The following is a 22,932-nucleotide window of genomic DNA, read 5'->3' as shown; positions in this document are numbered from 1 at the left end:
CTGAGCGCGTCGCTGCGCCGCGCGGATTCGCGAGGGTGTCGGTGGGCGATGCGGAGGCGTTTGAGGGCGTGGCGGGCTTTTGAGGCGGTCAGGCGTGGGGGTAAGAAAAAGCCGCCCGGAGGCGGCGGAAATCAGTCACTTTCGGTGTCGAGGGTGTAACTTTTGAACCGGATCACCTCCTGACCGACCCACTCGTTGACCTCTCGCATTCTGTCCTGTAACGGGATGAGCTCGTTACGAACAAACACTTTTGCCACCTTTTCGATGTCACCGAGCGAGCCGACGTTTTCCGGCTTGCCGCCCATCAGCTGGAACGGGATGCGGTGAGCGTCGAGCAGGTCAGCGGCGCTGACTTTTTTGATATTGAAGAAATCGTCTTTCGTTGCCACCTCACTGAGCGGCACAATTTTAATGCCGTCTGGTTTTCCGTGCGGTGCGTAGAAAAACAGATTTTTGAAGTTGCCGAGCCCCTTCGAACTGCGCATCGCATCGCGCAACGCCTCAACATCGGTACCGCTTTGCGCGGCGTCCGTCACATACATGATGTAACCCGCATGCGCTCCGTTCTGGTAATACTTGCGACGGAACAGCGTCGCCGCTTCATTCAGCCAGGCGGAGTTTAGCGCGCTGAGATATTCCGGCATGCCGTACAACTCCTGGTTGATGTCTGGCTCCAGCAGGTGGAATACGGATCCCGGCGCGAACGGGTGCGGCTGGTCAAATGACGGCACCCACCAGTAGACATCATCTTCAATACCACGCCGCGTGTATTTAGCCGGTGACGCTTCCAGCTTCAGCGGGCGACCGGTGACACTCTTTCGGAGCTCTAAAAACGCGTTGCCAAACACCAGAAAATCAAGCGCGAAGCGGCTGAAGTCCTGTTGTGACAGTAGCGGGTGCGGAATAAACGTTGAGGCCAGAATGTTGCGCTTAACGTAAATCGGCGAGCTGTGATGAACGGCGGCGCGCAGGCTTTTCGCCAGCCCGTTAAAGCTGACCGGCGGTTCGAACCAGCGGCCATTATTGACGCATTCCACGTAATCCAGAATATCGCGGCGGTCGAGCACGGCGCTCGGTTCACCAAAGGTAAACGCCTCCATTTTTTGGGGCGCGCTGTCTTTCATGTTGCGCGGGCGCTTTTGTGGCTGTGGATTGCGGCCTTTGTATTTACTCATCAGTTGAACTCCAGAATGGATGATGTTACCTGGCCGCTGCCAGCGGTAAGCGGTTCGTTTAACAGCGCGTGCATGGTCGCCCAGGCGACGTCCGCGTGACTGGCTTCCTCGGTGCGGCTGGCCTCATAGGTGGCGCTGCGCCCGCTGCTGGTCATGGTCTTACGGATTGCCATAAACGAGGTGGTGATGTCGGTGGCGCTGACGTCATATTCGAGACAGCCACGGCGGATAACGTCTTTTGCTTTCAGCACCATTGCGGTTTTCATTTCCGGCGTGTAGCGGATATCGCGGGCGGCGGGATAAAACGAGCGAACCAGCTGGAAGACGCCAATACCGAGGCCGGTCGCATCGATACCGATGTACTCGACGTTGTATTTTTCGGTGAGCTGGCGGATGGATTCGGCCTGAGTCGCGAAGTCCATGCCTTTCCACTGATGGCGCTCCAGGATGCGAAACTTGCCCCCGGCGACAACCGGCGGTGCGAGCACCACACACCCGGCGCTGTCGCCGCTGTGCGACGGGTCGTATCCCACCCAGACCGGGCGGGAGCCGAACGGGTTGTCGGCGAACGGGGCAAAGTCTTCCCACTCTTCCAGACTGTCGACCATGCAGCGCTGCAAATCCTCGAACGGGAACACCGACGCCTTGTCGTCAACGAACTCGCACATAAACAGATTGCGGAAGTCGTCGACGCTGTTTTCGCGCTTGAGTTGCTCCAGATTGAACAGCGTACAGCCCCCGGCGAGCGCATCCTCAATGGTGACAATCTGCCGCCACTGACCGTCAGGACACGCCACGCCAGCGGCGAGCGCGTCATGACTGATATCGATGTCAACCCGCTCGCTGGCGCTGGCGCGGCCCCGGTTGAATAATTCCCCCGACCAGAACGGGTAAGCGCCGTGTGCCAGGGTGGAAGGTGTCGAAAAGTAGGTGCTGCGCAGGTGGCTTTGTGAGGCCATGCCCGACGACACTTTACGCAGTTTCTGGAAGTTGGGGATCCAGAAAATTTCGTCGACATAAAGGTCGCCGTTGTGGCTCTGCGCGGTGTTTGAGTTGGTGCCGAGAAAAATCAGCTTTGCGCCGTTATTGCCGATGACAATCGGGTCGCCGGTCAGGTCGACATCGACCCGGCGGGCAAACTGAATGATGTACTCGCGGAATACATACGCCTGCGTCTTACTCGCTGACAGGAAAATCTGGTTATGGCCGGTTTTCAGCGCATGCAGCAGCGCCTCGCGGGAAAAGTAGAACGTCGCCCCAATCTGGCGCGATTTCAGAATGTCGCGAATACGGTGCTCAAGCCCGGCGCGGTGCCAGCGGAGCTGATACTCGAAAGACTCCGCGAAAAAAATCTCCTCCAGTTTCTCGATAGCCTCGTCGCTGAAAAAGTTCTTTGTCGGCTTTTTGCGGTCGCCTTTGTTGCGGTTGGCCACATTGGGATTAAGGTCAACCTCATTTCCGGTCTGGCCATAGCGATTAATGCGCGCAAAGCGCTCCATCTGTCGGGCCAGAAAATCAGCCACCTTGAAATCGTGGGGCGTCAGGTTGGGCTTTGCGTAGAGCTGAATCAGCCGGGCCTCTAAGGTGCTTTCGACCCGGTTCAGCGGTGCGGTTTCCTCCCACTGGTCGCGCTGTTTCCAGCTCTGCACCGTCGGGCGTTTGGTCTGCAACATTTCGGCAATCTGCGGCACGGAAAACCCCTGCCAGTACAGTAAAGCCGCCTGGCGTCGCGGGTCGTTTAATAAAGTGGTGTCGGTGGTGATGGTCATGGATGCCTCGCCGTGATTGATACAGGGCAAGGCTAAAGAAACGGGTGATGCGAATCGCTAAGGTGCTGTTGTGTGAGGGATAAGCCATCCGGGACAGATGGCGGGTGGGCGGCGACGTCGGGAAACTAACTCCGACCCGTTAACCCGATATCAGGACTCCTGACAATGGCAAAAAAAGTTTCAAAATGGTTTCGCATCGGCGTCGAAGGCGATACCTGTGACGGCCGCGTTATCAGCGCGACGGATATTCAGGAAATGGCAGAGACCTTTGACCCCCGCGTCTATGGTTGCCGCATTAACCTCGAACACCTGAAAGGCATCCTGCCGGATGGCCCGTTCAGTCGTTACGGCGATGTGGTTGAGCTGAAGTCTGAAAAGATTGACGATGATTCGGTACTGAAAGGCAAGCTGGCGCTGTTCGCCAAAATCACCCCGACCGATGACCTGATCGCAATGAATAAAAAATTGCAGAAGGTCTACACCTCAATGGAAATTCAGCCGAATTTCGCCAATAGCGGTAAATGCTACCTGGTCGGCCTCGCCGTGACCGATGACCCGGCCAGCCTAGGCACCGAATACCTCGAATTTTGCCGGGGTGCCAAATTTAACCCCCTCAACCGCTTCAAAGCCGAGCCGGGCAACCTGATTTCCGTCGCCACTCTCGCCGAGCTGGAGTTTGAAGACCAGGCGGAAAATGTCTTTACAGCCCTGAGCGACAAAGTGAAAGCGATCTTCAGCCGCAAACAGGCCAGCGATGACGCCCGTTTTCAGGATGTGCATGAAGCCGTGACGACCGTCAGTGAACATGTGCAGGAAAACCTCACTGCCACTGAACAGCGTCTTGCCACGCTGGAAAATGCCTTTGCGACCCTGAAAAAGGACGTCACCACGAAGGCTGACCAGACCAGCCAGGCATTCAGCCAGTTAAAAACGTCGCTGGATAACACCGAAAGCACCACGCAGCCACGCCGCAAGCTCTCCACCGGTGGCGGTGGCGATGAGCTGCTGACCGACTGCTAAACGGTCGTGATTTTATCGCCGGGCGACAGGCTTGCCCGGTCAGACAACCCGATTTAACCCAACAGGAAAGACTATGCGTCAGGAAACCCGTTTTAAATTTAATGCCTACCTGTCCCGCGTTGCCGAGCTGAACGGCATCGACCCGGACGACGTGAGTAAAAAATTCTCCGTCGAGCCGTCCGTCACGCAAACCATGATGAACACCGTGCAGATGTCCTCGGCCTTTTTGCAGAAAATTAATATCGTGCCGGTGGATGAGCTGAAGGGTGAAAAAATTGGCGTCGGCGTCAATGGCACCATCGCCAGCACCACGGACACCAACAGCGGCAAGGAGCGTAAAACCGCCGACTTTACCGCGCTGGAGTCCAAAAAATACGAGTGCGATCAGGTCAACTTTGACTTCCACTTCAAATATAAAAAGCTGGATTTGTGGGCGCGCTTCCAGGACTTCCAGCGCCGTATTCGCGATGCCATCATCCAGCGGCAGGCGCTCGATTTCATCATGGCCGGGTTCAACGGCGTTGAGCGTGCCGAAACCTCTGACCGTGCCACTCATCCGATGTTGCAGGATGTCGCCGTCGGCTGGCCGCAGAAATACCGCAATGAAGCGCCGACCCGCGTGATGAGCAAAATCGTCGACGAGGAAGGAAACGTCGTTTCCGCTGTTATCCGCGTGGGTAAAAACGGCGATTACGTTAACCTCGATGCGCTGGTCATGGATGCCACCGACAACCTGATTGACGAGATTTATCAGGAAGATTCGGAGCTCGTCGCAATTGTGGGCCGTAAGCTGCTGGCCGACAAATATTTCCCGATCGTTAACAAAGACCAGCCCAACAGCGAAGCGCTCGCGGCTGACATCATTATCAGCCAGAAACGCATCGGCAACCTGCCCGCCGTCCGTGTGCCGTACTTCCCGGCGAACGCGATTATGGTGACGCGTCTCGATAACCTGTCCATCTATTTCATGGATGAAAGTCATCGCCGCTCCATTATCGAAAACCCGAAACTCGACCAGGTGGAAAACTACGAATCGATGAACATCGATTACGTGGTCGAAACCTACGCCGCCGGGTGCTTCATTGAAAATATCAAGCTGGGCGATTTCTCTGCCGCACAACCGGAGGGCTAACCGATGACGAGCCCCGCACGGCGTCACATGATGCGGGTCTCGGCCATTGAAACCGCGCAGCGGGAAAACAACCCGCTGCGGCATGCCACTGCCTACGAGCAGATGCTGGTTAAGCTGGCCGCAGACCAACGCACGTTAAAAGCCATCTTTGGTAAAGAGCTGAAAGCCACGAAAAAGCGCGAGCTGCTGCCGTTCTATCTGCCGTGGGTCAGTGGCGTGCTGGAACAGGGCAAAGGTGCACAGGATGACATCGTGATGACCGTCATGCTGTGGCGTCTCGATGTCGGCGATATCGGCGGCGCGATGGATATTGCCCGCTACGCGTTTAAGTACGGTCTGACCATGCCAGGCAAACATCGCCGCCCGCCGCAATACATGTTTACCGAAGAGGTGGCGCTCGCCGCCATGCGCGCCCATGCCGCCGGTGAACCGGTCGTCGTCAGCCAACTGCTCGACACGCTGGCGCTGACCGCCGCCGCCGATATGCCTGATGAAGTGCGCGCAAAGCTGCACAAAATCACCGGTCAGGTGTTACGGGATAACAAACAGCCCGCCGACGCGCTGGCCCACCTCAAGCGAGCGATGCAGCTCGATTGTCAGGCAGGCGTAAAAAAAGACATTGAACGGCTTGAGCGTGAGCTGAAGCCCAAACCGGCAACAGTCGTTAAAGCCCCGGTAAGAGCGCCGCGCGCCGTGAAAACCACGGCACCGGCTAAACGTGGCCGACCGAAAAAGACCGCCGGTTAACAGAATGCGCCCCGCGCCAGGGCGGCACGCCGGTCGATGAGGGTGTTTTACCTGACCTGAGACCGGCGTCCACCGCCCACCTATTCAGAGGTAGTCATGACGACGCTGATTATTAAAAAGAACGATGAGCCGCAGCCGGGTGGCGTGGTGGTCATCCCGCCACCTGCCAGCGATGAGCCGGTGATAAAAAATACGTTTTTCTTTCCTGACATCGACCCGAAACGCGTGCGTGAAGGGATGCGACTTGAGCAGACCGTCGCCCCGGCCCGGCTTCGTGAGGCCATCAAAACCGGCATCGCCGAAACCAATGCCGAGCTGTTTTTGTGGCGGGAGCAGCAGATTGCCGGGGGTTTTAGCAAGCTTGCCGACGTGCCGGCTGACGATCTCGACGGAGAGAGTGTGCGCGTTTTCTATTACCTGCGCGCCGTCACCTCAATGGCGACCGCCACGCTCTATGAGCGTTATCGCGGTGTGGATGCCAGCGCCAGAGGTGACAAGAAAGCTGACAGCATCGATACCACTGTCGACGAGCTGTGGCGGGACATGCGCTGGGCCGTATCACGCGTCCAGGACAAACCCCGCTGCATCGTGAGCCAAATCTGATGCAGGCCATCGCGCAACAGGGCGACACGCTCGACATGATTTGCGCCCGGTATTACGGGCGCACTGAGGGGGTCTTCGAGTCGGTGCTCGCCGCAAATCCGGGGTTAGCCGAGCTCGGCGCAGTATTGCCGCATGGCACTGTGATCGAGCTGCCTGATGTGAAGTCATCCCCCGTAACAGAAACCATAAACCTCTGGGAGTAACCACATGACGGAAGGGGAAAAAAGCGTCATTTCGCTTTTTATCATCGGCGCGCTGATTGTCGTCGGTAAAGTGCTGGCCGGTGGTGAACCGATCACCGCACGTCTTTTTATTGGTCGCACGTTGCTGGGTGGCTTTGTTTCGATGGTGGCCGGTGTTGCCCTGGTACAGTTTCCAGACCTGCCAACCGCGGCCGTGTGCGGATTTGGCTCCATGCTGGGTATCGCCGGTTATCAGGCGGTAGAGCTTGCTATCCAGCGCAAGATTAAAAAAGGGGAAAACGATGGCAGTCATTAAGACACATCCCAACGTTGCGGCATTCCTCGACACGCTGGCGTTTTCGGAAGGGACAGCAACGCATCCGCTGACCCGAAACAACGGTTACGACGTTATCGTCACGGGTATCGATGGCAAGCCGGAGATTTTTACCGATTATCGCGATCACCCGTTCGCGGGTGGACGCCCGGCGAAGGTCTTCAATCGTCGCGGGGAAAAATCCACGGCATCCGGGCGTTACCAGCAGCTTTATCTGTTCTGGCCGCATTATCAGAAACAGCTCGCTTTGCCAGATTTCAGCCCGGTATCACAGGACAGGCTCGCCATTCAGCTTATCCGCGAGCGTGGTGCGCTGGAAGATTTGCAGCAGGGGCGCATTGAGCGCGCGATTTCCCGCTGTCGCAATATCTGGGCTTCATTGCCGGGTGCCGGATACGGTCAGCGTGAGCATAGCCTCGACAAGCTGGTCGCAGTGTGGCGCAAGGCCGGAGGGGGAACTGCATGAAGATAGTGATTCTCCTGCTGGCGCTGGCCTGTGCGGGTCTGCTGTGGATGAGACACGATAACAGCAATTTGCGCGCCTCATTTGAACGTGCGAACCGGGTCGCCGGTACGCAGAAAACCACGATCACCATGCTGAAAAATCAGCTCAACGTTGCCGCAGAGCAGTCGCAGCGCAAAGAGCTGGCACAGGTTGCCATGAGGGATAAGCTCACGGCGGCTAACCTGCTGGCCTTTCGGCGTGAACAAACTATCACGAGGTTACTCAATGAAAATGACGCGTTTCGCCGCTGGTATCGCGCTGATTTACCTGATGCTGTGCGCCGGTTGCACCAGCGCGCCGCCTGTACCAACGCCGCCGCCGGTGATTGTTTACAACGCCTGCCCGAAGGTCAGTCCCTGCCCGATGCCGGGCAGCGACCCGCTGACTAATGGCGACCTGAGTGCGGATATACGCCAGCTCGAAAACGCCCTGAAAAGCTGCGCAATCCAGGTCGATACGGTTAAACAATGCCAGGATGAAATCGATGTTAAAGCCCAACAGTCTGCGAAAAGCCTTAACTGATGCGGTGCCGGTACTGCGTACCAACCCCGATATGCTTCACCTTCGCCTGGACGATGGCAACAATACGGCGACGCTGGCGCGCTCCCTGTCGTTTGAAAAGCGGTACACGCTTAACATCGTGGTCACGGATTTTACCGACGATATTGACCTGCTGTTTGTGCCGATTATGGCCTGGTTGCGCGTCAATCAGCCGGACATCATGACAACCGACGAGGGGCGAAAAAAAGGATTTGCCTGGTTCGCTGACATTAATAACGACAGCAGCCTCGATGTCAGCATCAGCCTGTTGCTGACCGAGCGCACGCTGGTCAATGAGGTCGACGGCGCAATGTACGTTGAGAACATCCCGGAGCCGCCACCGCCGGAGCCGGTGACGAGCCCTGTCGAAATGTGGAGTAATGGCGAACTGGTGAGTAAATGGGATGAATGACTTCAAACCCTTTGAGGACAAGCTCGCCGGATTGATAGCGGCCCTTTCCCCCGCCGGGCGCCGTCGGATGACAGCCGATATTGCGAAGAAACTGCGCCAGCGGCAACAACAGCGCATTAAATCGCAAAAAGCGCCGGACGGTTCGCCATTTGCCCCGCGTAAGCGCCCGCCCGTCAGGGCAAAGCAAGGCCGGATTAAGCGCGAGATGTTTGCGAAGCTGCGCACCAATCGCTATATGAAAGCGAGCGGTAACGACAGCGCGGCGGTGGTGGAATTTACCGGGAAAGTGCAGCGCATCGCCCGCGTGCATCAACTCGGGCTTAAAGATAAACCATCCCCCAAAAGCGCCACCGTAGAGTACCCGCAGCGCCAGCTACTGGGTTTTGATGATGACTCTATACAATTGATTGAAAAGGAGTTATTAATATTTTTGTCTAAAAACAAATAATGTGGTGAGTTCGCAATGGATAAGAAATTTAGTTTGCTGAGGCATAAAATAAAAGAATCACAAAGTGCGGTAATGAATAAGGTTATTAGCAACCATAAAACTGAAATATGTATTCTTTGTGGTAGCGATAATGAAATTACAAAGGAACACGTGTTGCCTCAATGGTCATTTGAGGGAAGGCCAGAGAAATTCCTGATAAATACTAAAAACAATCAGTCGTCTAATTACATAAAGATGACTGTTCCGGCATGCAAGACATGCAACTCTGATTTGCTTGGTGCTTTTGAAGATTATCTTAAGCGATTTTTATTGGAAAAGGACGGTTCGGAATTAAATAATTATGAAGTGGATTGTATAATATGGTGGTTGCAATATATTGCGTTTAAATTACAGATAATGGATTTGCGTTCTCAATTCTTGCGATACAAAGGAGGTGAGTATATCCCTTTTTTATCTAATATCCCTGTGGCAATGTTCTGGGGAGAGATTGATGCGACCCCAAATGATGTGTTCAATACCATAAGAAGAAGTCGCAGGGTGCTAACTAAGAAAAGAAAGGCAAATAAGTACAATTCATTATTGGTTTTTAACACCACAAATAAAAGCTTTCACTTTTTTCACAAGGTAGATGATTTTATTTTTATTGAAATGCCTCAAGTGGGGAAAGCATTCTTTTTATTTTTGAATAAAGAATTTGCTGAACATAAAGATGCACATGCAGAATGCATGGAGATAATAAAAAAGGTATATAACGACTGATAATGTCTGTTGTGCTGTAGCTAGACAAACTGCCTTACATTGCCGTCGGAACACCCAGACGGCATCCTTTCCCCTATGAATACTCTCGCATCTATCCAGGAACTCGCCCGCGCGATACGCAACATGATACGCACCGGCGTCGTTGTCGAAACTGACCTCGATGCCGGGCGCTGTCGTGTGCAGACGGGGGGAATATTTACCGACTGGCTTCAGTGGCTGACGCACCGGGCCGGGCGCTCGCGCACCTGGTGGGCTCCCTCCGTTGGTGAGCAGGTGATGATTCTGGCCGTGGGCGGTGAGCTCGATACCGCTTTTGTGCTGCCGGGTATTTATTCCGACGACAACCCCGCGCCGTCGGCCTCGGCGGACGCCTGGCTCGTTGAGTTTCCCGACGGTGCCGTTATGAGTTATGAGCCGGAAACCGGCGCGCTGACCGTCTCCGGCATTAAAACTGCCGATGTGACCGCATCCGATACGATTGCCGTCAGCGTGCCGGTGGTGCTGGTAAAAGCCTCGACCCGCGTCACCCTCGATACGCCGGAGGTGGTCTGTACCAACAAGCTCACGACCGGCACGCTGGAGGTGAAAAAAGGCGGGAAGATGTCCGGCAACATCGATCACAGCGGCGGCGCTTTCACATCCAACGGTGTCCAGGTGGATAAACACGGGCACGGTGGCATCAAACGCGGCGATGAATGGACGGAGGGCACCCAATGACAGCCCGTTATCTCGGCATGAACCGCACGACCGGTGGAAGCATTTCAGACGTTGACCATATCAGCCAGAGCATTGGGGATATTCTGCGCACGCCCGCCGGCTCCCGCGTCATGCGTCGTGAATACGGCTCGCTGTTGTCGCAGATGATTGACCAGCCTCAGACCCCGGCGCTTGAGCTGCAAATTATGGCCGCGTGCTACATGGCGATCCTGAAGTGGGAGCCGCGCGTCAGACTGACCAGCATCACCACAGCGCGGCAGTTTAACGGGCAGATGGTCGTCGACGTGACCGGCCAAATCACCGACACCGGCGAGAGCCTTTCCTTAACCATCCCTGTGAGTTGAACCTATGGCAGTTATCGACCTGAGCCAGCTCCCCGCGCCTGATGTGGTGGAAACGCTGGATTTTGAAACCATCCTCGCCGAGCGCAAAGCGACGCTGATTTCACTGTACCCGGAAGATGAGCAGGAAGCGATCGCAAGGACATTGACGCTGGAGTCAGAGCCACTGGTGAAATATCTCGAAGAGAATGCCTATCGCGAGGTGATTTTACGCCAGCGCATTAACGAGGCGGCGAAAGCCGGGATGGTGGCCTATGCCATCAAAAACGACCTCGACCAGCTCGCGGCAAATAATAACGTTGAACGCCTGGTCATCACCCCCGGAGACGAGACCCAAATCCCGCCGGTGGCGGCGGTCATGGAATCTGACAGCGATTTACGTCAGCGCGTACCTGCTGCTTTTGAGGGGATGAGTGTTGCCGGGCCAACCGGTGCCTATGAATTTCACGCCCTGAGTGCCGACGGACGTGTCGCGGATGCTTCGGCGAACAGCCCGGCTCCAGCAGAGGTCACTATCGCGGTACTGTCGCGGGAAGGTGACGGCACGGCGTCGGACGATTTATTGCTGGCCGTCAGTACCGCGCTGAATGATGAGAGTGTACGACCGGTCGCTGACCGCCTGACAGTCGTCTCGGCTGAAATCGTCAATTATGCGATCGACGCGGTGCTGTATGTGTACCCCGGCCCGGCGACCGAGCCGATTCTTGCTGCCGCAAAAGCGCAGTTAACTGCCTATATCACGGAGCAGCGCCGCCTTGGTCGTGACATCCGAATGTCGGCGATTTACGCCGCGCTGCATGTGCAGGGGGTCCAGCGCGTCGAACTTCGCGAACCGCTGGCCGATGTGGTGCTGGATAAAGCCCAGGCCGCTTATTGCACCGATGCCCGCGTCATTATCGGGGGATCGGATGAATAATTCGCTGATGGCGAACGGGTCATCTCTGCTGGAACAGCGAGCCGCAGCAGCATGCGCCTCTATCAGCGATTTATCTGTGCCGCTGCGAGATTTGTGGAATCCGTGGAAATGTCCGGTGAAATTCCTGCCCTATCTGGCGTGGGCGTTTTCTGTCGACCGCTGGGAGGAAACCTGGTCAGAAACGGAAAAGCGCCAGGCTGTCAGTGATGCGTTTTGGATCCACCAACGCAAGGGAACCGTCGCCGCCGTTCGTCGGGTGATTGAAACGCTGGGCTACAGCATGACGCTCCAGGAGTGGTGGAAGGTTGCCGACCCTGCCGGGACTTTCCGCCTTGAGATTGACCTCAATGATATCGGCATCACTGAGCCAATGATCAAAGAACTGGAGCGGATTATCGGGGATGCAAAGCCGGTCAGTCGCCACATATCACAGCTGACGTTATCAACCCGCGTAAATGGTATCGCGTTTATTGGTGCAGCAATAACGGATGGAGAGGTTATTACTGTATATCCACAAGGTTATCAGCCTGATGACAGTATTTTTTACGATGAATTCGCGAATTATGACGGCAATTATCACTATTCCGGGAATTAACTATGCCAACGATTAATGAAACTTCACTATGGGAAACTGACATTCCTTTAATTGCCCGGCTGGATAAGGTTGAAGGGGGAAAAGCGGGGCTGGTTAATATCCAGACCAGTAAACTGGCGAACCGGACAGCGTACCTGAAGGGGGAGCTGGAGGCTTACAACGCCCTGATTAAATCAGGCGAACTCCCCTTTACTTCTGAGGCAGAAGCGCAGGCCGCGATTGTCCAGGGGCGCATCCCTGAGGGGGCGCTTTTTTCCGTCAGGTCGGAAGATGCCCGGGTGTGGGCGGAGGAGTTCACAAATGCAGGCGGTCAGGCCGTCGCAACGGGTAAAAAAATACTCGACGGTCAGTCTTTTACGGTGACGATTTTTCCGACGGAAAACGACCCTGACGGAACGGTAACAGGCATTAGCGCGACCTTTACCGGTCAGACTTTCCGCGTGGTATTTCATGATGACGGCGGGCGCGAGGTGCTTTATCGAAATGATAACGGTACACCTACCCCTTTATCCGAGACAGTAGGCAAAGCGGCCGTGGATGCCGTTGCACAGTCAGTTAAAAATATCACCCCGCTGAATAATACTTCACGTTTCTATGAAACCGGGGTTGAAGGGACCGAATATGAAAGGGTCAAAGATGAAGATATTAAAGTAGACAAGGAGAAAAACATGACCGAGTGCCTGCGGGAAGGTGTGAGGATGTTTTTTGTCCCGGTCTGGTCAGAAAAGTTAACCGGCGAAGAGCTGGAAATCAGCGGCGTGAAGATAGATCCGAATGGTATTCCTCCTGCCATCCTCGCCGAAAACTTAACCGGTCTGGCAAAGGCGAGTCGGTTTTTAGACCCTGATGTTTTCCGGGAAGGTGGTGAATTTGCATCAGTCAAAGATGAAGATATTAAATTAGATAAAGATAATAATATCCTTGAGTGCATTCGTGATGGTCGTCGGGTTTTCTTTATCCCGGTTGCAGCTGACGATATGGTCACAAAAACATTTACTCTTGACGGAGCCAGCCGGTTAATCAACCCTGATCTTTTCAGTCCCGGCGGAGAAATGGAAGCGTGGGCCGCTTACGATGATATCAGATATGATAAAGACGGAAATATTCTCTCTTATATTCTGGCCGGGAAGCAGCATCATCTTATTCCACATCATTTTGATGAAATTAACGCTGATGCCATCACTGTGGACGGCGTAAACCTGAATCTGCTGCTGGCAAACAAGGGAGATTCACGTATCCCTTACGCTCAGGTAAAAGACGGGAAAAGCCAGATTTTTATACTGGATACGGTCTCCGGTGAACAGGTGCAGGTTACGGACGGGACAGCCAGCGAATACGCGCCGGTGGTGGATGGAAGCGGACTGATAAGCTGGCAGTCTGACCGTGATATGACTGTGCCGGGAGGCCGTTTTTTTCTGGATGAAAATGACACTATCCGGCCGCTTATCTCCCGTGATGTTCTGTGCGGGTGGGGTGATTCGTTCATGGAAAATCCGGTCTTCATGAGCACGATTCATCAACTAACGGGATTAACGGCGTACAATTTCGGGAAGTCAGGTATCCGCAGTACCGCTGTCTCTGCGCGACAAGGCGGATCGCCATTTTTATGTGCCCCGGTAAACGGCATTATTCCGTCAGGCGGTTCAGTAAATCTGATCCCCAATTTACCCGGTCCGGCGGCATCAGCATCAAACGGTACCATGTCAGGGATAAAATGCCGTCTGGCTGGGGTAGACGGGGTTTTTAACTGGACAGGAACGCAGGCTATTTTTGTTCGTGATGGCGAGGGTGCACCCGTTGAAGTCAGTGATCTGTCACCACTTTATGTTTATCCCGTGACGACATCCACTGTCAAAAACTCTGTTGCGGCGGGAACGTTATACGAACAGCATAATGAGGCTATCCAGATATTAACATTTGGCAGGAATAACACGGCGTCATGGCAGGAAGTATTACGGGATGCACAAAAAATAGTAGCCAGCCTGAAACCAAAGGGAAAACGCTTTGTTATTTGCCCACAGTTTACGCGTGGGGATGAAATTAAAGGAACAGAGGGCTGGCAGCGTATTCATGCCATTAATGCCGCTTTCAAAAACTACTGGCCGGGTAACTATTGTGAAATTGACGGAGTGGATTTACTCCAGAACTTTAAAAATCATTTCAACCCGGAAAATGAAACGGATGTAAAAAATATCGCCGATGACACCACGCCGTCATCACTGAAATATGACACATTGCACCCGTCACAGGTGTTAATGAATGGCGCACTCTATATCGGGGCAGAAGTGAATGCCCGGTTTGTATATCAGTTTATGAAAATGAAAGGATGGGTGAAATAATGGCCGGTAAAGCTGAACAGTTTATGGGACTCTCCATTAAGACCCGGGCAAAGATGTACCGTGATCCCGCCATTAACGCCGGGACTCTGGGGCTGGTTGATGTTAAGCATGGATGGGCGGGCGGTGGGAAAAACCTTGCGTCAGGGGAAGAATTACAGAACCTGTGCTGGGTTGAAGACCCCGCGACTGTGGGATCGGTATCCCTGAATTATGATGCCGCGCACGGCGGTGTGATTTTTACCAGGGCCTCGCGTCAGTATTTCAGGATGCCAGCGGCATTTATCCCGACGGCCGCTATGCGGGATTACATGCATACGTTCTGGCTGAAAATTGATCCTGCCAATGCCGGTAATGAAGGGTTTGGCAACGCGATAATTGGCATCGCGGCAACCAGTTATGCCACGACGGTAAACAGGCTCCTACAGGTCTACCCGACCATTACCGAGGGAGTGGTAAAAGCACTGACAGTGAGTGTGCGTGGCATCAATTACAGCGTTATTGATCGCCTGGGGGCATTGACTGACGGTTCTCTGCATTGCCTGAGCGTACGTTATGTGGAGTCCGGGGACGGCACACAGCAAAAGGGGATGATATATCTCGATGGAGAACTGGTTTATGAGGGGGTCTTTGTAGCGAAGGTGCCTTACCCGTCATCCGCGATTACCTACAACGGTGTGGGATCTGATCGGGCGGATACCGGCGCTTTTGCCGGTCTGTTTTACCGGGCGCGAATGGATGACCTGACGATTTCCGGGAAAACTGTACAGGAAGTTATCGCTGACGAAATGGCCGCTGTGAATGGTCTGTTCAGCTGATATAAAAAGCAGCATCGCCGGGCTGATCCGGCGTGCAGCATCGAAACAGAATTAATGACCGGGGGATGAATGGCCGGACAATTTTACTCTGTGCTGACGGAGGCCGGGCGAAATCGCCTTGCGGCCGCGGCAGTCACCGGAGAGCCGGTGAACTTTTCTCAAATGGGCGTCGGTGATGGCGGCGGGGAGAATCACACGCCTGATCCGGAATCGGGACTGGTTAATGAGCTATACCGAGCGCCAGTTAATCGCGTGGTCGTTGCGGATCAGGCTGCAAATGTAATCAGGGCAGAAATGATTATGTTGCCGCAGGTCGGTGGTTTCTGGTTAAGGGAGGCGGCGCTGTTTGATAACGAGGGAGTTTGTCTTGCCGTCGCCAGTCTGCCGCCATCCTATAAACCCTTACTCAAGGAAGGATCGGGCCGTTTGCAGGCGCTTAACATGTGGATATCGGTCAGCAGTACAGCCGATGTCCAGCTGATGACAGACCCGACGGTTGTTCTTGCTTCGGTTGATGAGGTAAACCGGGCGAAAAATGAGGCAAAGGATTATGCCGACAAGATTGCGGGCCAGCTGGATACGGATATACAGCAGGTGATTGCCGATGCGATAACGGCGGCTAAGCGAGATTTCTGGGAAGATGATAACCCGGTTGGAACCACCCGCTTTTTTAACCAGAACCTCAATCCCAATGAGCGCTGGCCGTGGTCGCAATGGGTGTACACCGGCGAAAACAAGACGATCCGCGTCGGAAAGGCTGATGGTTCGAATGTCGGGCAGATCGGTGGCAGCGATACCGTTACACTTCAGCAGGCCAACCTGCCCGCCGTTCAGATTGACGTGACCGGCGAAACCAGCGAACAGGAGCAGCAGGAGCTGACGACATCGGGCAACGGAAGGCACCGGCACAGGGCAGGGGATGGGGCGCCGGGGGATACCTGGCAGGATGCCACACACGGGACGGATAACCAGAAATATACGGGGTGGAACTATACCGACTATGCAGAAGACCATCAGCATGGCGTCACGATCCCGCCGCACAAACACTCGACCAGCGGCAAAACAGCCAGCCTCGGTGAGGGCAAACCGTTCAGTGTGGTGGAATCCCACACGCTGCTGATGTGCTGGAGTCGTGTTGCCTGACCTGTGACGGTCATTCCTGTTGTTCTGTCCCTGTTACAGCGGGGATGACTCGTCACCCTTTCCACCACGATTGAAAATAATGCTCACCCTTAACCACGGAGTTAAACGGATGAGCGATTTTCATCACGGCGTCCAGGTTGTCGAGATTAACGACGGCACCCGCGTCATTTCCACCGTATCAACGGCTATTATCGGCATGGTCTGCACGGCCAGCGATGCTGATGCTGCCACCTTCCCACTCAATAAGCCCGTACTGATTACCAGCGTGCAAAGCGCCATCGCCAAAGCGGGTACAAAAGGCACACTGGCCGCATCCCTCCAGGCGATTGCCGACCAGTCGAAGCCGGTAATTGTCGTTGTGCGCGTAGCCGAAGGTAGCGGCGATGATGCCGAAGCGCAGACTATCTCTAATATCATCGGCGGCACCGACGAAAACGGCAATTACACCGGGCTGAAAGCACTGCTCACGGCGGAGGCCGTCACCGGCGTTAAACCGCGCATCCTCGGTATTCCGGGGCTCGACTCCCTTGAGGTTGCAACTGCTCTCGCGCCGATTTGCCAGAAGCTGCGCGCCTTTGGCTATATCAGCGCATGGGATTGTAAGAACATTTCCGAGGCGATGCTCTATCGCGAGAATTTCAGCCAGCGTGAGCTGATGGTTATCTGGCCGGATTTTCTGGCATGGGATACCACGGCGAACGCGACCGAGACCGCCTGGGCGACCGCCCGCGCGCTGGGCCTGCGCGCCAAAATCGACCAGGACACCGGCTGGCACAAAACTCTGTCAAACGTTGGCGTGAATGGCGTCACTGGCATCAGCGCGTCGGTCTTCTGGGATTTGCAGGAATCCGGCACCGATGCCGACCTGCTTAACGAGGCTGGCGTCACCACGCTCATTCGTAAAGACGGTTTCCGCTTCTGGGGCAACCGCTGCTGCTCAGATGACCCGCTGTTCTTGTTCGAGAACTACACCCGCACCGCGCAGGTTATCGCTGACACAATGGCCGCTGGTCACATGTGGGCGGTCGACAAGCCGATCACTGCCACGCTGATTAAGGACATCGTTGCGGGTATCAATGCGAAATTCCGCGAGATGAAAACGGCGGGCTATATCGTCGATGCGACCTGCTGGTTTGATGAATCGGCCAACGACGCGGCGACCCTCAAAGCCGGGAAACTGTATATCGATTACGACTATACGCCGGTTCCCCCTCTCGAAAACCTGACGCTACGCCAGCGAATTACCGATAAATACCTGGCGAATCTGGTGTCATCGGTTAACAGCAATTAAGGAGCCCTGACCAATGGCAATGCCGCGCAAGCTCAAATACCTGAATACGTTTCTGGATGGCGTCAGCTATCTCGGCGTTATCGAGTCCGTCACCCTGCCAAAGCTGACCCGTAAGCTGGAAAATTACCGGGGCGGCGGGATGTCAGGCTCGGCCCCTGTCGATTTCGGCCTCGACGATGACGCGCTGGCGATGGAAATTTCCCTCGGCGGCTTCCCTGATGATGCGATCTGGTCACTTTATGGTGCCGTCGGTACCGGGACGCTACTGCGCTATGCAGGCTCTTACCAGCGGGACGATACCGGCGAAACCGTGGCGGTGGAAGTTGAGACCCGTTTCAAGGTGAAGGAAGTCGATAACGGCGAGAGCAAACAGGGCGAGGATACCAGCAGCAAATTATCGCTGGTTTGCACGTACTACAAGCTGAGCATGAACGGTAAAGAGCTGGTAGAAATCGACGTCCTCAACATGATTGAGAAGGTGAACGGCGTCGACCGACTCGACCAGCACCGCCGCAATATCGGCCTGTAATTTTTCCCCGGCCAGCATGTCTGGCCGGTTAACCCGGAATCCGTAAATAGTGAGAAACTCATGAGCAAAGAAAACATAGTCACCCTGGAAAACCCGATCAAACGCGGCGAGCAGGTCATCGAAAAAATCACCCTGATGAAACCCAACGCCGGAACCCTGCGCGGCGTTAGCCTGGCGGACGTCGCTCGCTCTGAAGTGGATGCCCTGATTAAAGTGCTGCCGCGTATGACCAGTCCGTCTCTTACCGAATCGGATGTCGTCATGATGGATTTACCCGACCTGATGGCGCTGGCAACAAAGGTGATCGGTTTTTTGTCGCCGAATTTGGCGGATTAAATTTCCCGAAAGACATGTCGGTCGATGACCTGATGGCGGATATCGCGGTGATTTTTCACTGGCCGCCATCAGAATTATATCCCATGAGCCTGACCGAGCTCACCACCTGGCGCGAAAAGGCGCTACAGCGAAGCGGAAACACGAATGAGTAACGACGTTAAATTGCAGGTTTTACTCAAGGCTGTTGACCAGGCGACCCGCCCGTTTAAAACCATCCAGACAGCGAGTAAAACGCTGTCTGGTGATATCCGGGACACTCAAAAATTACTGCGTGAGCTTAACGGTCAGGCATCCCGTATTGACGGATTTCGCAAGGCCAGCGCGCAACTCGCCGTTACCGGTCAGGAGCTGAAGAAAGCTAAACAGGAAGCCGCCGCGCTGGCGATCCAGTTCAAAAATACGGAGCAGCCTACCCGCGCACAGGCGCAGGCGATGGACGCTGCACGAAAAAGCGCCGCCGCGCTACAGCTTAAACACAACAGCTTACGGCAGGCTGTACAGCGCCAGCGGCAGGAACTCAGCCAGGCGGGAATTAATACCCGTACCTTGGCCGCGGATGAACGCCGGTTAAAAACCAACATTAGCGAAACGACAGCACAGCTCAATCGTCAGCGTGAAGCGCTGGCGCGGGTCAGCGCGCAACAGGCAAAGCTCAATGCGGTTAAGCAGAGATATCAGGCCGGTAAAGAGTTGGCCGGAAATGCGGCCGCAATGGGTGCCGCCGGTGTAGGTATGGCGACGACAGGCACGCTGGCCGGTGTTGCACTAATGAAACCGGGTTATGATTTTGCGCAGAAAAACTCCGAGTTACAGGCTGTACTCGGCGTGGCGAAAGACTCCGCAGAAATGACTGCGTTGCGAAAGCAGGCCCGACTGCTGGGCGACAATACTGCCGCCTCTGCCGATGATGCGGCCGGTGCTCAGATTATCATTGCGAAAGCAGGCGGAGACGCGGCAGCGATTCAGGCGGCGACGCCCGTCACACTTAATATGGCGCTTGCTAACCGTCGGACGATGGAAGAGAACGCGCAGCTTTTGCTCGGTACCAAAAACGCTTTCCAGCTTTCAAATGACCGGGTAGCCCATATCGGCGATGTGCTTTCAGCAACGATGAATAAATCAGCGGCCGATTTTCAGGGATTAAGCGACGCCTTAACCTATCTGGCACCAGTTGCCAAAGCTGCGGGAGTAAGCCTCGAAGAAGCCGCCGCCATGACGGGTGTGCTTCATGATAACAATATCACGGGATCGATGGCCGGTACCGGGAGCAGCGCTGTCGTTAGCCGGTTACAGGCCCCAACAGGTAAGGCATGGGCGGCATTAAAAGAGCTGGGGGTTAAGACGGCAGACAGCAAGGGCAACATGCGGCCCGTATTTACCATTCTGAAAGAAATCCAAGCCAGTTTTAAAAAGAATAAGCTCGGAACAAGTCAGACAGGCGAATACCTGAAAACGATATTCGGCGAGGAAGCGCTGAAATCGTCTAATGCCCTGTTAGACGCTGCGGCCAGCGGGAAACTCGATAAGCTGACAGTGGCATTTAAAGCCTCGGACGGCAAGACCGAGGAGCTGGTTAAAGTCATGCAGGATAACCTCGGTGGTGACTTCAAAGAGTTTCAGTCTGCGTATGAGGCTGTTGGCACCGACCTGTTTGACCAACAGGAATCCTCATTACGCAAACTGGTGCAGACTGCGACCGGCTACGTGCTCAAACTTGATAAGTGGATCCAGCGAAATAAAGAGCTCGCGCAGACGCTTGGGATGATTACCGCCGTGGCGCTTGGTGTGGTGGGTATGATTGGGATCATTGGGCTGATTGCCTGGCCGGTTATAACAGGAGTTAATGCCATCATCGCCGCTGCGACGGTGCTCGGTACCGTATTTACAACGGTGGCCGGAGGCATCATTACCGCTATTGGTGCGATTTCCTGGCCGGTTGTCGCTGTTGTGGCTGCGATTGTCGCCGGGGCATTGCTCATCCGTAAATATTGGGAGCCCATCAGCGCATTTTTCGGCGGAGTGATTGACGGGATGCGGGCCGCATTTGCGCCAGTAGCTGAGCTGTTTGCGCCGCTTAAACCGATGTTTGACTGGCTGGGCGGAAAACTGAAAGCCGCATGGGACTGGTTTAACAACCTGATTGCGCCGGTAAAATCATCGCAGGAAACCTTAAACAGTTTTCGTGATGCCGGTGTGTTGTTTGGTCAGCGCCTGGCTGACGCTCTTACGTTACCGCTTACAGCATTCAATAAGCTGCGCAGCGGTATTGATTGGGTGCTAGAGAAACTCGGCATTATCAACAAAGAGTCCATCACGCTTGACCAGACTGCCGCAAAAGCGAACGCAGCCACACAGGGTAACTCTTATATTCCGGCAACCGGCACTTACGGTGGCTATCAGGCATATCAACCCGTCACCGCACCGGCGGGGCGTTCTTATATAGACCAAAGTAAAAACGAATATCACATCGACGTTCAGGGGGGCGGCAGCGGTACGCAGCTCGATCGCCAGTTACAGGATGCGCTCGAAAAGTTTGAGCGTGAAAAACGCGCCCGCCAGCGTGCCAGCATGAACCACGACGGATAGGAGGTGACAAAAAATGATGCTCGCACTCGGTATGTTTGTTTTTATGCGTCAGACATTGCCACACCAGACGATGCAACGCGACGCCGAATATCGGTGGCCGTCAAACTCCCGCGTTGGTAAGCGGGACTCTTTCCAGTATCTGGGGCCGGGGGATGAAAAAATTACCCTGGCCGGTGTGCTTTACCCGGAGCTCACCGGCGGAAAGTTGACGATGACGGCCATTCGTTTAATGGCTGACGAGGGGCGCGCCTGGCCGTTACTGGATGGCACTGGCACGATTTACGGTATGTACGTCATCAATAATATCAGCGAGACGGGAAGCCTGTTTTTTGCTGACGGAACGGCGAGAAAAATTGATTTTACGCTGACGCTTACCCGCGTGGATGAATCTCTCGCTGCGCTGTATGGTGATATTGGTGAACAGGCCAAATCACTTATTGGAAAGGCGGGTAATATGGCCTCGTCAGTGGCTGGCATGGTGGGGATTAGCTGATGCTGGATATGCTGAATTTGAATGCGGGTGGCGTACTGACGCCCGATTTTATGCTGATGCTCGACAGCAAAGATATTACCGGCAACATCAGTAATCGGTTGATGAGTCTGACCATGACAGACAATCGCGGATTCGAGGCCGACCAGCTCGACATTGAGCTTGATGATGCTGACGGGCTGGTCGAGCTTCCGTTACGTGGTGCGGTACTGACGCTTTACCTCGGGTGGAAAGGCTTTGCGTTGATTGGTAAGGGAAGTTTTACCGTCGATGAGGTTGAACATCACGGCGCGCCAGATACGGTGACAATCCGCGCCCGTAGCGCCGATTTTCGGGGGACGCTTAACTCACGTCGGGAAGAGTCCTGGCATGACAAGACGCTCGGCGAGATCGTGGCAGCGATAGCGACACGTAACAAACTGACGGCGAGCGTTATACCGGAGCTGGCCGGAATAAAAATTCCGCATATCGACCAGTCACAGGAATCAGATGCCAAATTTTTAACACGGCTCGCCGAGCGAAACGGCGGTGAGGTTTCGGTAAAAGCGGGAAAGTTGCTTTTTCTGAAAGCCGGGCGTGGGTTAACAGCCAGTGGAAAGGCTATTCCACAAGTCACTATCACCCGCAGCGATGGCGACAGGCATCAGTTTTCGATTGCCGACCGTGGGGCATATACCGGTGTCACGGCAAAATGGTTACACACCAAAGACCCGAAACCACAAAAGCAAAAGGTGACGTTAAAGCGGAAACCGAAAGAGCAACATTTACGTGCACTACAGCACCCAAAAGCCAAACCGGTAACGAAGAAAAAAGCGGTGAAGACGCCGGAAGCCAGGGAAGGTGAATACATGGTCGGCGAGGATGACAACGTGTTCGCCCTGACGACAATTTTTTCAACCAAAGCGCAGGCGATGCGAGCTGCCCAGGCAAAATGGGACAAACTGCAACGTGGTGTTGCTGAGTTTTCTATCAGGCTGGCGACAGGGCGCGCCGATCTCTACCCGGAGACACCCGTGCAGGTTTCGGGCTTTAAGCGCGTCATAGACGATCAATCATGGACAATCACGAAGGTTATGCACTCTCTGAATAATAGCGGCTTTACGACGAGTCTAGAGCTTGAGGTTAGATTGTTGGATGTAGAGTACGGGACTGAAGGGGAAGAATAAAGCTATTCTCAAATAGTGAAAAAATGAGTATCATAAATTCAC

At 54.6% G+C, this 22,932-nt stretch carries 28 protein-coding genes; 26 read left to right on the top strand and 2 right to left on the bottom strand.

Annotation, left to right across the window (positions count from 1 at the left end):
- Nucleotides 1-131: 131 nt before the first annotated feature.
- Together N438_RS12675 and N438_RS12670 are read right to left on the bottom strand one after the other, a co-directional pair.
- Nucleotides 132-1,175: a phage portal protein gene (locus N438_RS12675; protein WP_116696318.1), complete on the bottom strand. Its 1,044-nt coding sequence runs from the start codon at nucleotides 1,173-1,175 to the stop codon at nucleotides 132-134.
- Nucleotides 1,175-2,944 carry a terminase ATPase subunit family protein gene (locus N438_RS12670; protein ID WP_015959022.1) on the bottom strand — a complete coding sequence of 590 codons (1,770 nt, stop codon included), beginning with the start codon at nucleotides 2,942-2,944 and terminating at the stop codon, nucleotides 1,175-1,177. The genes N438_RS12675 and N438_RS12670 overlap by 1 nt, the downstream gene beginning before the upstream one ends.
- A 165-nt stretch (nucleotides 2,945-3,109) precedes the next feature.
- Between N438_RS12670 and N438_RS12665 the strand changes: the two genes are divergently transcribed.
- The 26 genes from N438_RS12665 to N438_RS12545 all read left to right on the top strand — a co-directional run bounded on the left by N438_RS12665 (nucleotide 3,110) and on the right by N438_RS12545 (nucleotide 22,890).
- Complete coding sequence (locus N438_RS12665) at nucleotides 3,110-3,964, top strand: GPO family capsid scaffolding protein (protein ID WP_032440341.1); 855 nt, start codon at nucleotides 3,110-3,112, stop codon at nucleotides 3,962-3,964.
- 73 nt (nucleotides 3,965-4,037) lie between these two features.
- Entirely contained in the window at nucleotides 4,038-5,096 is a 1,059-nt protein-coding gene (locus N438_RS12660; protein WP_044524775.1) for a phage major capsid protein, P2 family, read from the top strand.
- Nucleotides 5,097-5,099: 3 nt separating this feature from the next.
- Nucleotides 5,100-5,843: a terminase endonuclease subunit gene (locus N438_RS12655; RefSeq protein WP_044524773.1), complete on the top strand. Its 744-nt coding sequence runs from the start codon at nucleotides 5,100-5,102 to the stop codon at nucleotides 5,841-5,843.
- 96 nt (nucleotides 5,844-5,939) lie between these two features.
- Nucleotides 5,940-6,446 carry a head completion/stabilization protein gene (locus tag N438_RS12650; protein WP_044524772.1) on the top strand — a complete coding sequence of 169 codons (507 nt, stop codon included), beginning with the start codon at nucleotides 5,940-5,942 and terminating at the stop codon, nucleotides 6,444-6,446.
- The gene (locus N438_RS12645) at nucleotides 6,446-6,649 is read left to right on the top strand and encodes a tail protein X (RefSeq protein WP_019725382.1); all 204 of its coding nucleotides are present in this window, start codon (nucleotides 6,446-6,448) and stop codon (nucleotides 6,647-6,649) included. The genes N438_RS12650 and N438_RS12645 overlap by 1 nt, the downstream gene beginning before the upstream one ends.
- A 4-nt stretch (nucleotides 6,650-6,653) precedes the next feature.
- Entirely contained in the window at nucleotides 6,654-6,944 is a 291-nt protein-coding gene (locus tag N438_RS12640; RefSeq protein WP_019725381.1) for a phage holin family protein, read from the top strand.
- The gene (locus N438_RS12635) at nucleotides 6,931-7,428 is read left to right on the top strand and encodes a glycoside hydrolase family 104 protein (RefSeq protein ID WP_004195882.1); all 498 of its coding nucleotides are present in this window, start codon (nucleotides 6,931-6,933) and stop codon (nucleotides 7,426-7,428) included. Before N438_RS12640 ends, N438_RS12635 begins: the two co-directional genes overlap by 14 nt.
- Nucleotides 7,425-7,856 carry an Rz-like lysis system protein LysB gene (gene lysB / locus N438_RS12630; protein ID WP_032435914.1) on the top strand — a complete coding sequence of 144 codons (432 nt, stop codon included), beginning with the start codon at nucleotides 7,425-7,427 and terminating at the stop codon, nucleotides 7,854-7,856. Before N438_RS12635 ends, lysB begins: the two co-directional genes overlap by 4 nt.
- On the top strand, nucleotides 7,738-7,989 hold the full coding sequence (lysC, locus tag N438_RS28770) for an Rz1-like lysis system protein LysC (protein ID WP_224222702.1): 252 nt from the start codon (nucleotides 7,738-7,740) through the stop codon (nucleotides 7,987-7,989). Before lysB ends, lysC begins: the two co-directional genes overlap by 119 nt.
- Nucleotides 7,952-8,419: a phage tail protein gene (locus tag N438_RS12625; RefSeq protein WP_023323002.1), complete on the top strand. Its 468-nt coding sequence runs from the start codon at nucleotides 7,952-7,954 to the stop codon at nucleotides 8,417-8,419. Before lysC ends, N438_RS12625 begins: the two co-directional genes overlap by 38 nt.
- A complete protein-coding gene (locus N438_RS12620; RefSeq protein WP_044524766.1) occupies nucleotides 8,412-8,867 on the top strand; it encodes a phage virion morphogenesis protein in 456 nt (151 codons plus the stop codon). The genes N438_RS12625 and N438_RS12620 overlap by 8 nt, the downstream gene beginning before the upstream one ends.
- Nucleotides 8,868-8,882: 15 nt before the next feature.
- Entirely contained in the window at nucleotides 8,883-9,626 is a 744-nt protein-coding gene (locus tag N438_RS12615) for a hypothetical protein (protein ID WP_116696317.1), read from the top strand.
- 123 nt (nucleotides 9,627-9,749) lie between these two features.
- Nucleotides 9,750-10,343: a phage baseplate assembly protein V gene (locus N438_RS12610; protein WP_243414574.1), complete on the top strand. Its 594-nt coding sequence runs from the start codon at nucleotides 9,750-9,752 to the stop codon at nucleotides 10,341-10,343.
- Complete coding sequence (locus N438_RS12605) at nucleotides 10,340-10,687, top strand: GPW/gp25 family protein (RefSeq protein WP_044524762.1); 348 nt, start codon at nucleotides 10,340-10,342, stop codon at nucleotides 10,685-10,687. The genes N438_RS12610 and N438_RS12605 overlap by 4 nt, the downstream gene beginning before the upstream one ends.
- A 4-nt stretch (nucleotides 10,688-10,691) precedes the next feature.
- The gene (locus tag N438_RS12600) at nucleotides 10,692-11,600 is read left to right on the top strand and encodes a baseplate assembly protein (protein WP_116696316.1); all 909 of its coding nucleotides are present in this window, start codon (nucleotides 10,692-10,694) and stop codon (nucleotides 11,598-11,600) included.
- A gap of 7 nt (nucleotides 11,601-11,607) precedes the next feature.
- Entirely contained in the window at nucleotides 11,608-12,195 is a 588-nt protein-coding gene (locus N438_RS12595; protein WP_165818801.1) for a phage tail protein I, read from the top strand.
- 2 nt (nucleotides 12,196-12,197) lie between these two features.
- Entirely contained in the window at nucleotides 12,198-14,534 is a 2,337-nt protein-coding gene (locus N438_RS12590; protein ID WP_044524758.1) for a hypothetical protein, read from the top strand.
- The gene (locus N438_RS12585; protein WP_044524756.1) at nucleotides 14,534-15,349 is read left to right on the top strand and encodes a hypothetical protein; all 816 of its coding nucleotides are present in this window, start codon (nucleotides 14,534-14,536) and stop codon (nucleotides 15,347-15,349) included. The genes N438_RS12590 and N438_RS12585 overlap by 1 nt, the downstream gene beginning before the upstream one ends.
- Before the next feature lie 69 nt (nucleotides 15,350-15,418).
- The gene (locus tag N438_RS12580; RefSeq protein ID WP_044524753.1) at nucleotides 15,419-16,492 is read left to right on the top strand and encodes a phage tail protein; all 1,074 of its coding nucleotides are present in this window, start codon (nucleotides 15,419-15,421) and stop codon (nucleotides 16,490-16,492) included.
- A gap of 109 nt (nucleotides 16,493-16,601) precedes the next feature.
- Nucleotides 16,602-17,783 carry a phage tail sheath protein gene (locus N438_RS12575; protein ID WP_044524750.1) on the top strand — a complete coding sequence of 394 codons (1,182 nt, stop codon included), beginning with the start codon at nucleotides 16,602-16,604 and terminating at the stop codon, nucleotides 17,781-17,783.
- 13 nt (nucleotides 17,784-17,796) lie between these two features.
- Nucleotides 17,797-18,312 (top strand): phage major tail tube protein, encoded by a 516-nt coding sequence (locus N438_RS12570; RefSeq protein ID WP_044524748.1) that lies wholly within the window; start codon nucleotides 17,797-17,799, stop codon nucleotides 18,310-18,312.
- 60 nt (nucleotides 18,313-18,372) lie between these two features.
- Nucleotides 18,373-18,648 (top strand): phage tail assembly protein, encoded by a 276-nt coding sequence (locus tag N438_RS12565; RefSeq protein ID WP_004195711.1) that lies wholly within the window; start codon nucleotides 18,373-18,375, stop codon nucleotides 18,646-18,648.
- Between the two features lie 32 nt (nucleotides 18,649-18,680).
- The gene (locus tag N438_RS12560; protein ID WP_014343413.1) at nucleotides 18,681-18,800 is read left to right on the top strand and encodes a GpE family phage tail protein; all 120 of its coding nucleotides are present in this window, start codon (nucleotides 18,681-18,683) and stop codon (nucleotides 18,798-18,800) included.
- Nucleotides 18,793-21,234 (top strand): phage tail tape measure protein, encoded by a 2,442-nt coding sequence (locus tag N438_RS12555; protein ID WP_044524746.1) that lies wholly within the window; start codon nucleotides 18,793-18,795, stop codon nucleotides 21,232-21,234. The genes N438_RS12560 and N438_RS12555 overlap by 8 nt, the downstream gene beginning before the upstream one ends.
- 13 nt (nucleotides 21,235-21,247) lie before the next feature.
- On the top strand, nucleotides 21,248-21,727 hold the full coding sequence (locus N438_RS12550) for a phage tail protein (RefSeq protein WP_032420037.1): 480 nt from the start codon (nucleotides 21,248-21,250) through the stop codon (nucleotides 21,725-21,727).
- Nucleotides 21,727-22,890 carry a phage late control D family protein gene (locus tag N438_RS12545; RefSeq protein WP_044524743.1) on the top strand — a complete coding sequence of 388 codons (1,164 nt, stop codon included), beginning with the start codon at nucleotides 21,727-21,729 and terminating at the stop codon, nucleotides 22,888-22,890. Before N438_RS12550 ends, N438_RS12545 begins: the two co-directional genes overlap by 1 nt.
- The last annotated feature ends 42 nt before the right edge of the window (nucleotides 22,891-22,932 follow it).

This window comes from Klebsiella sp. GL120222-02 (assembly GCF_003097195.1).
Lineage (GTDB): Bacteria > Pseudomonadota > Gammaproteobacteria > Enterobacterales > Enterobacteriaceae > Klebsiella > Klebsiella variicola.
The sequence above is the reverse complement of the archived record's forward strand: the minus strand, read 5'-3'. Positions and strand labels throughout refer to the sequence as shown.